This window comes from Pukyongia salina (assembly GCF_002966125.1).
In the GTDB taxonomy this organism is placed as follows: domain Bacteria; phylum Bacteroidota; class Bacteroidia; order Flavobacteriales; family Flavobacteriaceae; genus Pukyongia; species Pukyongia salina.
Genome location: NZ_CP027062.1, coordinates 1,687,104 through 1,703,654 on the forward strand (window position 1 = coordinate 1,687,104; position 16,551 = coordinate 1,703,654).

Genomic DNA, 16,551 nt, shown 5'->3' on the forward strand with positions numbered 1-16,551 from the left:
AACAAATTAAAAGAGTTGATCCGGGGGAACCAGATCATTTAAATTTTTAATCAATCCTTCGTCTAAGAGTGATACGCCATATTGAAATGAGGCATTCATCCACCCAAAGCCTTCTTTGGTAATATATTGAAATTCGGTCCCCACATTCCCATATTCGGCAAATACCTTATGGGTGGCAATTACCACATCGTATTTCTCCGGGATGGTCCCATTGTAATCTACCGCATTTCTCGTGATCATATAGAGCCAGCGATAGACTAGCTCTTGCAATTCCTTTTCAAATCCATATTGTTTCAAACCTTTCCATATCATCATTTGATGGGGTGCCCATCCGTTGGGGTAGTCCCACTGTTTCTGTGGCCGATGTTCGCTAATAGCCCCCCGGCTGGCTTCATCACAAGATGCAATGCCTCCTTTTTCTTTCAGAAGTGCAATTCCATTTTTTACCGAAGAAGCCGCTTGTTCTGCATCACAGATCCCTGCCCAGAGTGGAGTAAATAGTGTAGCCGACACAAACTTGGTTTGCGCTCCTGTAGCGATATTGAAATCGAAATACATACCTTCAGTATCATTCCAGAGCAAGGAGTCCATCAGTTCTTTTCTTTCCGAAGCCTTATGCTCCCAATATTCGGAGGTGTAGTTTTTACCGTTGTAGTTGAAGCTATTGTTAAATTCACCTTGGATCAATTTGGCAAAATCTGTTTCGTATTTATAAAGAAAGGCATTCAATTCTACGGGGATAATATCGGCACAAATTCCTTCCAGGCGATATGAAGTATCATGCCCAGACTCCCTAACACTTCTGTCATGGACAAAATACTTGTCAAGAGCCGGGTTTTTTATGTCCCCTTTCGAATAAGCCTCCTCGTATTCTAGAATACTCATACCTGCTTCCTTGGCATAACCGGCAAATACATGGTTAAAGTGTCCTGCCTCTGCCTCGGGGGGTTTACCCAGACCTTCCGCCAGATATCGGTTGAGTTTAAAACCTGTAAGTCGTTTTCCCGGCACCATCCATACGGTTTCGTATTCGCGAATGGCAGTTTTTAAATGACTCTCCAACCACGATTTGTCTTGAGTCTTTATATAGACTTCAGAAATTAAACTAGAGTAGAAGGGAGGTTGAGTTCGGGTTAAATAGTACGATCGATTGGCATTTAATATCTTTCCGTAATGCTCGATCTCGTACTGAAAGTTATCGGCCATTGCCCTGGCCAGGTCAATTCGATCATCCAGGATAAGCCCGATCGATTCGAAATAACTATCCCATCCGTACATCTCGTTGAATCGTCCGCCGGGAACAACAAAAGGCACCCCTTTTATTTCGCCATTTACCAGTTCGAGTTTTAGAGACAGTATCCCTGGTTTGTCGTTCAGGCCTCTCACATACTCCGGGCTGATAATTTCCGGTAGGCGAACTACTTCCAGGGGTAATTTTTTTTGTAATTCTGAATAATAGGAATAGGCTTGCTCGTCGTGGTAAGGTACATATACGATCAGAACAGCGATCTCGTCCAGGGTTTCATTCTTAGAATCCTTTAGCAGTGATTCGATCCCGGAAGCATCCATGGTGCGAGTGAGACCGTTCCAGTAGTATTCCCGTATCATCCTGGAAATTCTCTTAACAGGTGGTTCTTCGAGATGATCCAGGCTAATAAAAGCGACGGTATCACCATTTTCCTTGGCCAGAATGAGTTCCTGCAAGAGATTGGAGAGATGATAGGTTCCGCTTAATGTATGTTGGTGTCCTTCTTCAGAAGTGATCGTAAAAGATTTAGGACCCTGGTCTTCAACGGTTATTTTTTTGTCATTATCGGTATCCTCCTGAGCCAGGAGTTTTTTCAGAGTGGCTTCTATGTCTAGTTTGAAGGTCATGAGCTCTTTCCAACAATTCTATTCAGAATGAACAAAGCAACCAATATAATAGACATCGGGATCAGGGAAAGATAGAATACTTTATTTCCACCCAGAAGATCAAATAAATTTCCAATGATTACCGAGCCTAAAGTTCCTCCCAGAGCTGAAACGAAGGTAAGTATACCCGCTAATGCACTGTGGTCTGTTTTTTTTGTAGCCGACAAAACTGTAGAACTTATCAAGGGATACAATGGAGCCAGAAAAAGACCTATCATTGGGAAGAGAAACGAAACCAGGGGCAGATCACCCAGCTTACTTGCCTGCATCTCGGGCACATTACTAGCCATAGGCAATACCACGAGTACCAGAACTGCCGCCCCCAACAATCCAAACAAGGCTATATAGATCCATTTGATCTTTTTCACAAGCATTCCCGTAATAAACCGTCCAATAGCAAACGAAGCCATAAGGATAACGGCCATTTGGGTAGCCAGTTTAGCATCCATATGAAGCGTTTCCTTATTAAAGGTTGGAAGCCAGGTCATGATACCCTGCTCTGTCATTACATAGAAGAAGGCAAAAATAGCAAATACATAGATCACGGGATTGAGAAATAATCTGAGCATAGCTCTAATATCCTCGCGTATACTGGTATTTTTTTGTGCAACCTCGATATTGAACTTTGAGAATAAAATTATAGTAAATGCCACCGCGATTATAGCTGCCATGAGTAAATATCCTCGTAGCCATCCATTGGGGTCGTCATTATAGAATAGTGGAAATACCACATACATAAAAATGATCCCTATCATAAAAACAGTCTCAATAAAACTCATGAGCCTTCGATGGTCATCTTTCCCATCGGTTACAAAGCCAATAAGAGCGTAAACTGCTACTTTAACTATGGCAAAGCCAATACCGGTTACGGCAAACAAGATCTTAACAGACCAGAATGAATTTCCGTAGTACATCCCAATGCATCCAAAGAACACCAAGGCAAGGCTAATGAGCATACCTCGCTTGTAACCCAGTTTGGGTAGAAATGTCCCAATCACAAAGGAAACCACGGCTATAGACAGATCTTTGAAAAGTTCCAGGAAGGCTGCATCACCTTTGGCTACTTCATATACTTCCTGGGATCGTTCTACCAGTATTCCAACACTATTAAGCAAAGCTGCGAATACAAAGTAGATTAGAAATAACGATATTTTGATCCCTAGATTTTTCATACCATTTTAGCTTTTTTCACATTGAGTCGCAGAGCCAGAAAAGCGGCGATAGCAAAGAATGCACCGGCAAATAACATAGCGTTTATTGCATTGTTTCCTAGTAAATATTTATAAATAGAACCAAAGCTTAAGGTTTGAATGAACATTGGGATTACGATCATCATATTGAGAATTCCCATGTAAACACCCCGTCTTTCCTGAGGAACTACCTTAGATACCATGGTATAGGGTATTCCCATCATAGCAGCCCAACCAATACCAAATAATATCATGGGTACCAATACCATATAAGGATCGGAGATATAAGGAATGGTAAATAAGGCCAGTGCGGTACCTAGTAAGCTAATTGCATAGATCTTTTTCCCTCCAAAACGCAATGTTAATGGCACGAGGGCCAGGGCCACCAGAAGGGTAACCGTATTGTAGGTGAGACTCATTTTAGCCGCCTGGGAAGCTGCCTCGGAGGTGTTATACCCCATTGTTTTCATAAAAAGTGGCGTTGTAAACTGCCAGTATATAAACAAAGCATACCACTGGAAAAGATATACAGCGCCAATTTTCCACATAAACTTCGGCATTTCCTTTATGGCATCAACAATTTCCACAAATGGTTTCGCAATCCGTTTTCCTAGGGATAATCCCTTAAGCTGATTTATCTCCTCCATTTCCTCTTCAGATGGAGGGATCTCGGGTGTTTTAAGTACAGAATATAAAATGGTGGTTAAAGACAGAAATGCCCCTATATAAAAAGAATAGTATAACCATTGCGGAATTGTACCCGCTTCTTCTACAGATGTTCCTCCAAAGAGATACTGAAATAACACGATAGAACCATTGGCAAGTAATATTCCGGCGCCTACAAAAAGGCTTTGCATCTGATATCCCAGGCTCAATTGTCTTTCGGGTAGTTTATCTCCAACAAAAGCCCTGTACGGCTCCATCGCCATATTATTCCCTACATCGAGTATCCACAGCAAACCAACCGCAAACCATAATACCGGACTATGAGGAAACGCAAATAGACACAAACTTCCCATAAGGGCTCCGATCAAAAAATAAGGTTTTCGTCTTCCCCAGCGTGCCGACCAGGTTTTATCGCTCATAGCACCAATGATTGGCTGCACGATCAAACCCGTTACCGGGCCTGCAATATTTAAAATAGGTAGCATATCTTCTGAAGCTCCCAGGTAAAGAAAGATGGGATTGATCGCTGTTTGTTGTAAGCCAAAACTATACTGAATTCCGAGGAATCCAACGTTCATATTTAGAATTTGCCAGAATGAAAGCCTCGGCTTGAATACAGTACCCATAAATGAAGTATTAGCGTTTTAAACTGAAATGCTAAATTGATTATTTAGCCACTGTAATATCTGCAAATTTTAGCAAATTGCAGAACAACCTGTTAAATAATTACCGAATCTGTAACGAAATCGTTATCGATATCAAGAGTACGGGTTACAGCTGTAGGCTTAGCGCAAATTCGGGGTTGTTTAAAGCCGAATTCATGAACACAATTCCCGAAGCTGTATAGCCCATTTCTGTTTTACCACCGGTATTGAAATCAACCGCATTGAAATACTCCTGGAAGTTCCAGTTTTCGGAAGCTGAAACCATTTTTTCGAATTCCGAACAAATTTGGTCAACCTCCTCCTTTAATCCAATTTTACTTAATCCCAGACAGTAAAGTCCCATCCATACCGGCCAGATGCCTCCGTTGTGGAAATAGCCCGGATGATTTTTAAATTCGAACGAATAGTTACCAGCCAGTAAATTCCAGTCACTACTCTTACTAGTGATCATCGGCCAGAAAGCCGGGACAGCATGCCTTCCAACTTCACTGCTTAGTTGTGATAAAAAAGTTTTAGTTGTTTCTTTCTTATTCGGCTCGGACTCGAAGATTAGATGGGCCAGGGCATTACCGGCTGCATCAAATCTGAAGTCGTAAATACCCGGCAAAATAAAGGCTGAATAATGCATTATTTTATTTTCCAGCGCCTGGTTAAAGGCAGTAGTGTGGTACACAGTTCGAGGATCGGTATTATGGGTAGGCCAGAAATTCAAGCGGGTTTTTTCTACTAATTCGTCGTATTCGGTAAATGGTTCTCCGGTTATCTTAATCCATAGTTTTTCTCCCCAAAGGCGGAGACAATTGTCATAAAGGGTATATCCGTGCACCGGGTACTCATCGGCCCAGTTACCACTTAAAGGAGTATAGGTCCAGCCTCTGTCGTTAAACTCCACCGTGTTTAAAAAGATCCTGCATTTTTGAACAGCCGGTTGAAGTTCTATCCAGGTTTCATTGTCTTCAGTAGTTAAGAAATAAAGGCAACTACCTATGATAAACCAGGTATTGGCATCTATCCTTCCGGCCAGGCTTCCGAAGGAAATATCTTTAGAATCTCCGGGAAGAACATTCGAGGGGATCATTCCCAGTTTGTGCTGCCCTCGGGATAGCGTGAGCAGTGAATTCTTTAACCCATTCAGAATTACCGGATCGTTCAATAATATGCCCGCGAGTCCACATACTATACTGTCGCGAGCCCAGATCCTTTTGTAGTTATCGGCTTCTATTGTGCTGGCCAGAATACCGTCATTAGTACAGAGCCGGTGGAGGAGGTTGACAGCATCATTATGTATGGCTGAATTATTTTTCATCTATTTTTTAATCAGGCTGATTGCGAATCCGCCACCGGGCGCAAGGTCGATGTCCAGTTTTTCTCCTTTTCTCACGTCCATTTTCTCGATTTTATAAGCTTCGGGATTGGTGTTATAGTGTGCCTCTGCTGCATCCTTATAAACGGTAGCTTCATAGACCGTGTCGTTATCCAGAAAATCGAAATTCACACTAAGTGTTCGATTGTTTTCATCGGTGACTCCTCCTACAAACCAATTCGCACTGCCTTTTTCTTTTCTTGCAATCACTACATAATCCCCTATTTCCCCATCGAGCACCTTAGAGGTTTCCCAATCTACACCTACATCGGTGATAAACTGAAAGGCAGGATGAATCTTCCCGTCGATCATATAATGTTCGGGTAGGTCGCAGGCCATTTGTATAGGGCTGTAAATCACCACGTAAAGGGCAAGTTGATGTGCGAGGGTAGTATTTACCTGGTTGCTCTTTTTGTACTCGTCGAATTTAATATTAAACACGCCGGGGGTGAAATCGATAGGGCCGGAGAGCATGCGGGTAAAGGCTACCGTTGCGATATGATCGGGTGGATTACCACCATCTGTGGCCCAGGCGTTGAATTCCTGACCTCTTAATCCTTCCCTTGATATTGCATTGGGGTATGTTCTTCGTTTACCTGTATCTTTTATTGGTTCGTGAGCATTGATGGCTATTTTCTTCGCGGCAGCTTCTTCCAGTACTTTTTGGTAGTGGTTCACCATCCATTGTCCATGGTGATATTCTCCTTTTGGAATGATCTTTCCTACGTAGCCCGTCTTCACCGAATTCATACCATTTTCCTTCATGAAATTATACGCTACCTCCATTTGCTTTTCGTAGGTACGCGGGGCCGCTGAGGTTTCGTGATGCATGATCACTTCTACGCCTTTTTCCTTTGCATAGGCCATTACTTCGGCAAAGTTATAATCGGGGTAAGGGGTCATAAAATCGAACACGCCTTCTCTGTCTTCGGTATTGATCCATTGATCCCAACCGGTGTTCCAGCCTTCAACCAACAGGCCTTTAATACCATTGGCTGCAGCAAAATCAATATATTTCTTTGCATTTTCGGTAGTTGCTCCATGCCGGCTCGAGCCACGTTTTCCTTCTGTATACGTATTCATATCCTGAGTCCCTTCGAGATCCCAGGTAGATTTACCTATATGCATTTCCCACCAGATCCCCACATATTTCATAGGGGTGAAATAGCTCACATCTCCAATGGCATTTGGATCATTGAGGTTTAAAAGTAGGTTGGATTCTAATAGATCTCCTACACGCTCCGCGATCTGAATGGTACGCCAGGGCGTGTTAAAAGGAAGGCTAACTTTTGCCTTACCACCCAATCTTTCCGAACCAACCAATTCACTTTGCATTTTCAAATTGTTGGGATCTACCTTCAAGGTCATTCCTGCATAATTGGTGAGATCGGCTTCGTGAAAACTAAGATATAGTCCTGTGTTACTTTTCATGGTCACGGGCGTATTTACTGCATTTTCGGGAATATAGGTCGCGTTGAGATTAGGGTGATCTCTTTTCGAAATGGCGTCAATTTCAGAAAATGAAGTCTCGTTGTATAAATGTTCGTAGATATCCCAGTCGCCTGGTATCCACCATACTTTATGATCGCCGGTTAGGTTGAATTCTGTGTTTTCGTCTGTAATAAGTATTTCAGTTACACCTTCCATTGTGGGGATCTCATACCGAAATCCTAAACCGTCGTTATAAACCCTGAAACAGATATTGAGGTTACGCCCCAACTCACCTTTCTCTTTGAGATTAAATGTTAGTTCATTGTAATTGTCCTTTACAATGGTTTGCTCCCCCCAAGGCATTTCCCAGCTAGTATCTATGGTTCGCATACTGGAAGAGAGTAGTTCGAAGTCGTCTTTGAGCGAAGGGATATCTTTAAAATCGAAACTCATAAACGAAGTGTCTATCACCTTTTCGTTTTTGTGAGTTACTATATATGCCGGTAGTCCGCTTTCAGATAAAATAAAATTAACTTCTATATTTCCGTTAGGTGAAGTTACCGAGGTAGTCATTTGATCTGACGAGCAACTAAAGAAAACAGCCGATAGAGCGATCGAACATATTAACGTGAAAAAAGTTCTTTTCATAACAATAGGGTTAATCTTTTAAAGGTAAGAAAACCTGTGCTTTCCAGGTAAGAGGATCGCCCCCGGCGTGGGGGTCGTTTTGGTAAATTTCAAGCGGTTTTGGCTTCACATCGATACTATTTTCATTGGCGTGATCCAGGAGATAGTACCAGGCAACCTCCGAATCGCGATAATTTCCGTTGAATTCGGCTTTGATTCCTTCAACCGTTTCGGTAGTTTTAAGAAGAACTGAGGGATGCGGTGGTATCGAATCCATCGGTTTGATAGGAAAACAAAAATCGAAACTTATCATTTCCTGTTCTTCATCCCATTCGGTTACCTGAAGAAAGGGGTCGCCGGTCAATTCGATCTCATTTCCTTTTATGTATTCCATGATCAGGGCGATACCTTGTAACATGGCAGGAGCTTTATCGTTTATTGAAGAACGCAGGGGTAGATAGGCGCAATATTTTTGCTGAATTGTGGTATCGGAGATACTGTGAACCCTGTAAGTTGAGGCTATTAATTTTTGCGCCTCGGCCACATCCTTTACGTTTTTTATACTCCTTTGAACAAAATCGTTGGCACCAAAAGGTACGCTTAGCTGCTGCATGAATTTGTTTCTGGTGTCACTAATAAAGGCGGTAATTTTGGTGCCACCATCCGGGTTTCTTTTCAATTTCCATTTATAAACGAAGGAAGAATCTCCGTAGTTCAGGCTTTGTACTATTTCCGAATATTTTTGCTTTTCGATCAACGATATCTCTTCGTTGTCACGCTTGTACGAATCCCAATCCAGGATATGTTCGAACATAACCGCCGGGGGTTCATTTGTGTTAAACGAAACCTGATATTGATAATCCTTCAGAAGAAAATACCAAATCCCAATACCTATAATACCAATTCCCAGGAACCACTTTAGCCAGCGATTCATACTATTGTTTCATTTGAAGGTTGTCGATCACCCATTGTCCAACCTGCCGGCCCTGGGTTAATCCTTCGTCGATTGCTGCGCGATAATGAATACCTCCGTACAATCGACTTACTGCGGCTTCTTCCGCAGCCTTATTAAAGGAATCGAAACCGCGAACAGGGAGTCCGAATGGTAATTCGGTGTCGTCCATAAAACTAAAATTATCCCCAAAGATATCGGTTAAAACAGTTGAAGCTGCTCCAGAAACAACCGAATGGCCGCTTACATATTCGGGAAAGGGAGGTGTTTGTAATATGGGTTTCCAGTTTTCGTCTATATGTTGGTTGATCAACGTTTCGGGTCTGATTAGATTGGATCTGTATTTTTCATCCCAACAACTAATAAACGCGTCGAACATCGCTATCGAACTCTTCGTATAGGCATAGACGGTCTCGTTGAAATTAGCTTCTGTATCCTTACATGCGATCTCTGTGATACCCATCCAGTGTGCTCCCGGGGTTATCTTTTTAGTGGCGAACATCAGGTGGCCACGGGTAACAGATACATAGGGATTGCAGTCCCAGAATTGTGCGATCTCCACTTCTTCAGATTCGTCACCTTTTTTGGTAATATCTTCGCTTACATCGTAAACTTCCTTTAACTCCTTAAAGAAGTCGCTGTTCTTTTCCAGGGAGAATGGTGGTGGAGGCTCTGGTTTAAATTGTGAAGCAGAGTCCAGCACCAATGGCCTGATCTTATTCCAGTGAGGTTCGATTCCGTCCATATAGGCAGGTGGTGTGGGCTGCCATCTTGCCGGATCATCGATGTCTACCGTAAATTTAGACATGGTACGGGTTTGCTTATAGTTGTCTTTTCCTATCCATTCCTTCATATGCTCTACAACTTCCATAGCATAATTCATGGAGGCATCGAACTGAGGTTTGTTCTTCTCACTCCACATATCATATAAACTGTCGCTGTAGGCAGTCATCTTCTCTTCCGAGAACACCAGGCTTTTGCTAAGATCCATATGGGCTATCATCGCTGCCATGGAGTAATTAACCAACGAATCTGCTGCTGTTGGGATCTCGGTAAGATCGGTAACTTGTCCTGCAAGACTTTTATAAGTTGGATCGTTTTGAGCAATGATCTCAAAAGCGGCAATATTAGGATAGGCATATATCCTGCTCGCTTGAGGTGGTGAAAAAATGTCATGGATCATGATCTCGGTTACACGATCAACTGCGTTTTGGAAGTCTTTAGCGCTAATTTCAACATGCTGAAGATCGGCCGTACTAACTTTCGAAGGGTCTTGTTTGCAGGAATTCAGAAAAAATAAGACCAGAAGGAAGGCAAATACTCGAATAGGGATTATTTTATCGTTTAATTTCATAGAGAACAGCATTGTCATTATTGTTTAATACCAGTAAATAAGGTTTGTCGTTATGTTGTATCACTTTCAGATGTCGCACCGAACGCATCGACATGTCCAGTCCGAGGGAATTTGAGAGTGAAATATTTTGTTCAGATCGTATCAACGCCCCGGGAAAACCATCATAACGTCCGTGAAACGGAATTACGCCAAAATAGTTTCCTCCTGCCAGTACACTTTCATTACCGTCTCCATAAAAATCGAAACTTTCGAAGGCGGTGATCGGTGCTGTTTGTAACATTTCCGGAAACGCAGTAAAAGTAAAGCTATTGTTGTTATTTCGCAAGAATCCAGAGGCTAGTGTACTTACTTCAAACCTTTTAGCTTTCGATAATGCTTCTTCCCCAAAGATCTCTGTCATAGTCTTCCCTGCAAATGATCTGAAGGTGGTAAATTTTTTCCGAAGAAAATTCATTTGAGCAGATAATTCGTTTAAACCCATTAAGGGATAATAGTCTCCATTCTTGTAGGTTGCTAACACGGTTTCGGTAGTTCCATTATCATCAAAATCATCGTAGTACATGACCATAGGAAACTCCCCAGACGCGGTGAACTTTGAGTTCAGTCCCCAATTTCCAAGAAGATAATCTGTGTCCCCATCCTTATCAATATCGTAAGGAATAATAGCCTGCCACAAGCCCTTGGGTAATTCTTTTGGCAGGTCGACTTCCTCGAGTTTATTTCCTGAGTTCTTAAAAAATCTGGGTGCCATCCATTCTCCAACCACAATGAGATCGGTTTTTCCATCCTTATTAAAATCGTCCCAGACAGCACTTGTCACCATTCCTAAAGCGCCAAGCGCCTGTTCGGTTCCGTTAGGAAATATCACCCTGGAATCTGGGATGTTTCCAAAATCATACCTGGTTGTATAGCCCCCAATAAATTTTAATACTTCGCCGGTGGAAGTAAAACCGTCGATATAGCGCATGCTGTTATTTCGATTAGTAGTGCGATCCGGCCGGACAGCAACACTATCTGGTAGCACTGTTTTACTGAAACCGTCTTCATTTTGCAGGAACCCAATGGCGTTATTTTGAGACGTAGCCCGTATGATTATATCTGTTAATGAGTCCTTGTTTAAATCGGTCATTTCCATATACGGACCTCTGTCTGAAACCTGGTAGGGAATTAGTTTCTGGTAATCGAAATCGGTTTGTCTACCTCCGTCATGTTTATAATCTATGCCTAGATTTCCTTCCAGTTTACTAAACAATCGATCCTTTTCCGGATTTAGATATTGATAGGCAGTGGTATTTGTAGGTGTGATTGTGAGGGTCTTATTGGTTTCTACTGCTGAAATGAGCTGATAGGTTTTATCGGGCCAGATGATCTTTAAAGAATCGATAGTGGTTTCATTTCCAAAGCCAAAGTGGATCATCGGTTCGCTGGAAGCCTGCCATCCCTTACAAGGGAAGAGCTCTTTGTACCGAACGACCCCCTTGTTCCAGGCTTCGACCTTAGTGCCTATTCCGAAGGGATTACCTCCCGTATACTTAAACCTGACCTTAAGAAAGCTTGCTTTATCGTTAGTGTTGTTTATATAGATTCCCGCAGCTTCATTAATGTTATTGGTGACAATATCCAGGTCGCCATCTCCATCCAGATCACCAATAGCGGTGGCACCCGAAACAGTTGGATTTCGAGGGATCCATTCTTCACTCATATCGGTGAAACCAAGTGCTGCGTCCCCTTTGAAAATGTAATTGGGTACTGCACCGGAGGGCATCATATCTAAGGCTTTCTGGTCCATTAGTTTTGTCTCGACCATACTCTTTTTTATCTCCTCACTGGAAACAAAACGAATAAAGTCCAGGTCGTTGGGGCGTTTCGGGATACCATTCGAAATAAAAAGATCATCTTCTCCATCCTGGTCATAATCGCCAAAAAGTGCGCTCCAACTCCAATCGGTTGCCGCTATCCCGCTTAATAGAGCTGTTTCTGTGAAGGGGCCGGCACCCTGGTTTATATAGAGCATATTACGGGTATACTGATAATGGTATCCAAATTGTTTGGTTCGCATTTCCAGCGTTTGGTAGGTATCATCGCCCTCCGAGGTCTTTAAAACTATCTCGTCTTCTGGAGACATATCCAGGGAGATGAGATCCGGCCGCCCATCGTGATTAATATCTGCAACATCATTTCCCATCGAAAATCGGGAGGTATGTCCAAAATAAGTTCGTAAACTCTCGGTAAAGGAACCATCACCATTATTGAGATAGAAATAGTCGTCTTCGTGAAAATCGTTGCCCACGTAGATATCGGGATACCCATCTTTATTAAAGTCGGCTATGGCCACCCCCAGGCCATAGGCATTGATACCACCATAGATACCAGCTTCTTCGCTAACATCTGTAAAGATGTCGCCGTCGTTTCGCATAAGCCGGTCGCCCGTCATTGCGTTGCGCTTATAACGAAGTTGCACCCGTCCAAAGGACTCCTCGGTGTGCACGGCATGGTTTAAAAGATATACATCCAGGTCGCCGTCCAGGTCGTAATCGAAGAAGGCGGCAGTAGTGCCGTATGATGCCAGGTCGAGACCGTAACTGGCAGCGCTTTCTGTGAAAGTATTATCTCCGTTATTGATAAACAGCTCATTACGGCCTTTAAAACCGTTTATATCTACTACGGTGGTTACATAGATATCCAGCCATCCGTCTCCGTTTACATCGGCCATGACTGCACCGGTATTCCAGGTACTATTTCCTTCTACACCAGCAGAAGTTGTAATGTCTTCAAATTTCAGATTTCCTTTGTTGAGGTAAAGTTTGTTCTTTTTCTGATTTGCTGAAAAGTAAAGATCCGGTAGACCGTCGTTGTTTATATCACCCATCGCCAGGCCGCCGCCATTGTAAAAATAGAGGTAGTCCAGGATGTTAAGTGAGTCATTTTCGGTTATTGTATTTTCAAAATCAACGCCCGATCGGGTAGAAGAGAGAAGCTTAAAAAGCTGTTCGTCCTCACTACAGCTCCAAAGGAGGGTAAGGGATAAAAATGGGAGAAGATATTTATTGACCGATCGCAAAAACTCTGGGTTTTTCATCATTTATTGCCACAATGATATAGGCATTTCCTGCTGCATCATGAAACTGACGGATGTGTTTTATTTCTTCTTTAACCATGAAACCACTCTCATTATAGTTCTGCCAGTCGAAATTAAGGTTCCCATCGTTCAATAGAACCGAACCATAATTGGCATCCAGGCGCGAAAACTGTGGTTTGAACTCGAAATCGTTTCCACCCATTATAATGTCCAGGGAACCATCGTTATTCACATCGGCGCAGGTTATTCCGCATACGCAGGACAGTTGTGTCTGGGCAGGCAATTCGATGGTTGAAAAGCTTCCATTACCATTATTTACGGCGATAATCGTAGCCGAGGTGTTTACCTCCCTAACCAGGGAATTGTTTATTATATTTTCTGAAAAAAGTTCCTGTATAGATCGGGTAGCGTATTCGGATGCTTTCAAATTTTGTTTTTTAAGGGAAACGAGTTGGGTTACGATCTCTTTCTTCTGATGCATAGGCATATCTCTGCCTTCGAGCCTCTGGGTGATTATTTGCTCGATAGTACCGTTGTTGTCGAAATCGTTTACCCACATTTTAATGCGTTGCTCTTCCGAAGGCTTATAATGAAGGTTCTTCCCTTCGTTTCCAATAATAAAATCGAGGTCGCCATCTTTATCTATGTCTACCGGAAGGATGGTATTCCACCAGCCATTCAATGCTTGTAGATCCGTTTGCCAGATCTCGAGCTTGTTGTCCTTGAACTTATAGATATTAGGTGAGCCCCAATCCGATACGGTAACGAGTTCTTTGATAGAATCCCCATCTATATCTGCCCAGGTAGCATCTGTGATCATCCCGCTTGCCGTTACAGCGGTAATTGCTTCTTTTTTACTTCTGAAATTTCCATCACCCACATTTTCAAGGTATGTATGCGTAGGGTTCACACCATAAATTCCTATAATACTTCTTGCACCAACAAATACATCCATATCGCCGTCTCCATCCATATCGTGTGGTGCAATTACTGCAATATTCATAGTATTTGGTGGTAGATCCAGTATTTTTTTGCTGAAGCGTCCTTTGCCATCATTTATATAGAGCCTGAGGCCTTCGTTATTTATTTCATTTACCTGGTTTCCACCCGAACCTACGATCAGGTCGAGATCGCCGTCTCCATCTGCATCTAAGAATGCGGCTGCTGTATCTTCGTTAAATTTGTCCTGAGAGAATACGTCATTCTTCATTTCACTTAAAACCCCTTTACCTTTGTGAATATATAGGGTTGCTGCCTGGTTCTTTGCACCTCCAATAAAAGTGTCTTCGTGTCCGTCTCCGTTAACATCGCCCACAGCGATCGCCGGCCCTTCCTGAGACAGCATACGGGCAATTAAGCCTTCATGGTCAAAATCTGAATAAGAATTCTCATCGTGCTTCTTCAGGCCTGCATTGTCTACTTCGGTAAGCAGTGGTTTAATATCGGCGGGTTTTGGAGGGATATATTTCCCGCTAGCCTCTTCCTGTTTTAATACCAAGGTCTGATTTGCGGCAATATTTTCGAGCTTTGTCGTGCGATCATCCGGCCAGATCACCCTGATGGAATCTATTTTATCTTCTTTTCCCAAACCAATGGTCATTGGATATTCCATAGACGACTGAAAACCGCGAGATGGAATCAATTCCTGTAAAACGATATTGTCTTTATAGTACAATCTTACAGTTGTACCCACCGCGAATTTGTTCTTGTCTGTACCTTCGAATTTAAGTTTGATATAGTTGTTGTTTCCAGTTTCCCTGGCGTTGTTCTTATACACAAAGGCCTCCATGTTCACATTATTCACAACCAGGTCGAGGTCGCCGTCATTGTCAAGATCTCCATAAGCTGCTCCGTTGGATAGACTTGGGACGCCGAGGCCCCATTTTTCGGCTTCATTGCTAAAGGTAAGATCGCCGTTGTTCTTATAGGCGTAATTAGGTACAGGTACAACCGGCATTTTATTGATGATAGAATCGATGGCTTCCTTTTTACCTGTCATAGCCATTTTCTGGATAATTTCATTGGCAAGGAAGTCTACGAAGTCGAGATCGGTGAGATCGTGATTGATACCGTTGGTAACAAAAATATCGCGCAGGCCGTCGTTGTCCATGTCGAAAATTAGTCCCGACCAACTCCAGTCTGTTGCAGATACACCACTGTAATAGGCTATTTCGGAGAACGTTCCATTTCCGTTGTTCAGTTGTAGGGTGTTCTGTATGTATTGTTGATAAAAGTCCTTGCTTTGCTTCAGCTTAAAAACATTATATCCTTCAAATTCCATGACCGATTTAACACGCTGGTCGCCATCAGGGAGCATATCGGTTATAAAGATATCGGCATTCCCATCATTATTGATATCGGCCATATCGATACCCATAGCCGAGAGACAGAGGTGCGACATCCAGTTCTTAATATCTTCGGTAAAAGTGCCATCCTGGTTATTGATATAGAGGTAATCGCGTTCGTAGAAATCGTTAGAAACGTAGATGTCCGGGTAGAGGTCACCATTGATATCACTTATCATAACCCCCAGACCAAAGCCTATTAAACTGCCATAGATACCTGCTTCTTCGCTTACTTCCACAAAAGTTCCATTGTCATTACGAAGTAACATATCGCCAACCCCACGAAATAATTTTGGCACATCCCAATCCTGAGCCCTAACATCCCGTTGATGCGCAAAACCGAGGCTACTAACCGGGATATTACTATTGTTCAAGATATAGGCATCCAGGTCACCATCCTTATCATAATCGAAGAAAGTAGCGTGGGTGGTAAAACCACTGGTGGCTAGATTGAATTCTTTTGCCTTTTCGGAGAATGTTAGGTCGCCATTGTTTATGTAAAGGTCGTTGTCGTGATTGTCGCCTTCCATGTTTCCGGCATTGCTCACATAAATATCCAGGAGACCATCGTTGTTTACATCTACCATGGTCACCCCGGTAGACCAGGGTTTATGACCTTCAACCCCGGCAGATTGGGATATGTCCTTAAATTTAAAATCGCCCTGATTGAGAAATAGTTTGTTCTTCCCCATGTTCGCCGTCATATAGATATCGGCCAGACCATCGTTATTGATATCTCCAATGGCAACACCACCACCGTTATAGAAATTTCTGTATTTAAAGATGTTGAATTCCTTTTGGTTTTCCACCACATTATTAAAACGAATGTTCGTTTGTTCCTGCGACATCAATGTGAATAATGGGCTGGTTTCACCTGTTTCTTCTTCTTTCTCGTTCGAGTTACAGGCAAGGAGAAGAGTACTTAATACTAAAACAAAACTATATTTTGAAAGATTCATGTAATC

9 protein-coding genes are annotated in these 16,551 nt (G+C 42.6%); all 9 read right to left on the minus strand.

The features are described 5' to 3' along the window. Nucleotides 1-6 precede the first annotated feature (6 nt). The 9 genes from C5O00_RS07590 to C5O00_RS07630 all read right to left on the minus strand — a co-directional run bounded on the left by C5O00_RS07590 (nucleotide 7) and on the right by C5O00_RS07630 (nucleotide 16,545). The gene (locus tag C5O00_RS07590; RefSeq protein ID WP_105216288.1) at nucleotides 7-1,875 is read right to left on the minus strand and encodes an alpha,alpha-trehalase; all 1,869 of its coding nucleotides are present in this window, start codon (nucleotides 1,873-1,875) and stop codon (nucleotides 7-9) included. Next, nucleotides 1,872-3,086 carry an MFS transporter gene (locus C5O00_RS07595; protein ID WP_105216289.1) on the minus strand — a complete coding sequence of 405 codons (1,215 nt, stop codon included), beginning with the start codon at nucleotides 3,084-3,086 and terminating at the stop codon, nucleotides 1,872-1,874. The genes C5O00_RS07590 and C5O00_RS07595 overlap by 4 nt, the downstream gene beginning before the upstream one ends. Beyond that, nucleotides 3,083-4,348, minus strand: a complete 1,266-nt coding sequence (locus C5O00_RS07600) for an MFS transporter (protein ID WP_105217599.1) — start codon at nucleotides 4,346-4,348, stop codon at nucleotides 3,083-3,085. The genes C5O00_RS07595 and C5O00_RS07600 overlap by 4 nt, the downstream gene beginning before the upstream one ends. Before the next feature lie 193 nt (nucleotides 4,349-4,541). Next, a complete protein-coding gene (locus C5O00_RS07605) occupies nucleotides 4,542-5,741 on the minus strand; it encodes a glycoside hydrolase 100 family protein (protein WP_105216290.1) in 1,200 nt (399 codons plus the stop codon). After that, nucleotides 5,742-7,877, minus strand: coding sequence for a glycoside hydrolase family 97 protein (locus C5O00_RS07610; protein ID WP_105216291.1), 2,136 nt, complete (start codon nucleotides 7,875-7,877; stop codon nucleotides 5,742-5,744). 10 nt (nucleotides 7,878-7,887) lie between these two features. Continuing rightward, nucleotides 7,888-8,790 carry a GyrI-like domain-containing protein gene (locus C5O00_RS07615; RefSeq protein WP_105216292.1) on the minus strand — a complete coding sequence of 301 codons (903 nt, stop codon included), beginning with the start codon at nucleotides 8,788-8,790 and terminating at the stop codon, nucleotides 7,888-7,890. A 1-nt stretch (nucleotide 8,791) separates the two neighbouring features. Then, entirely contained in the window at nucleotides 8,792-10,162 is a 1,371-nt protein-coding gene (locus C5O00_RS07620) for a vanadium-dependent haloperoxidase (protein ID WP_105216293.1), read from the minus strand. Further along, nucleotides 10,146-13,244, minus strand: a complete 3,099-nt coding sequence (locus C5O00_RS07625) for a VCBS repeat-containing protein (RefSeq protein WP_317046413.1) — start codon at nucleotides 13,242-13,244, stop codon at nucleotides 10,146-10,148. The genes C5O00_RS07620 and C5O00_RS07625 overlap by 17 nt, the downstream gene beginning before the upstream one ends. After that, a complete protein-coding gene (locus C5O00_RS07630) occupies nucleotides 13,207-16,545 on the minus strand; it encodes a VCBS repeat-containing protein (protein ID WP_105216295.1) in 3,339 nt (1,112 codons plus the stop codon). The genes C5O00_RS07625 and C5O00_RS07630 overlap by 38 nt, the downstream gene beginning before the upstream one ends. Nucleotides 16,546-16,551: the final 6 nt, after the last annotated feature.

Coding starts and splice junctions, on each gene's coding strand:
- C5O00_RS07590 (WP_105216288.1), bottom strand. CDS start 1,875: ATGACCTTCAAACTAGACATAGAAGCCACTCTGAAAAAACTCCTGGCT.
- C5O00_RS07605 (WP_105216290.1), bottom strand. CDS start 5,741: ATGAAAAATAATTCAGCCATACATAATGATGCTGTCAACCTCCTCCAC.
- C5O00_RS07620 (WP_105216293.1), bottom strand. CDS start 10,162: ATGAAATTAAACGATAAAATAATCCCTATTCGAGTATTTGCCTTCCTT.
- C5O00_RS07630 (WP_105216295.1), bottom strand. CDS start 16,545: ATGAATCTTTCAAAATATAGTTTTGTTTTAGTATTAAGTACTCTTCTC.
- C5O00_RS07625 (WP_317046413.1), bottom strand. CDS start 13,244: ATGATGAAAAACCCAGAGTTTTTGCGATCGGTCAATAAATATCTTCTC.
- C5O00_RS07600 (WP_105217599.1), bottom strand. CDS start 4,348: ATGAACGTTGGATTCCTCGGAATTCAGTATAGTTTTGGCTTACAACAA.
- C5O00_RS07615 (WP_105216292.1), bottom strand. CDS start 8,790: ATGAATCGCTGGCTAAAGTGGTTCCTGGGAATTGGTATTATAGGTATT.
- C5O00_RS07610 (WP_105216291.1), bottom strand. CDS start 7,877: ATGAAAAGAACTTTTTTCACGTTAATATGTTCGATCGCTCTATCGGCT.
- C5O00_RS07595 (WP_105216289.1), bottom strand. CDS start 3,086: ATGAAAAATCTAGGGATCAAAATATCGTTATTTCTAATCTACTTTGTA.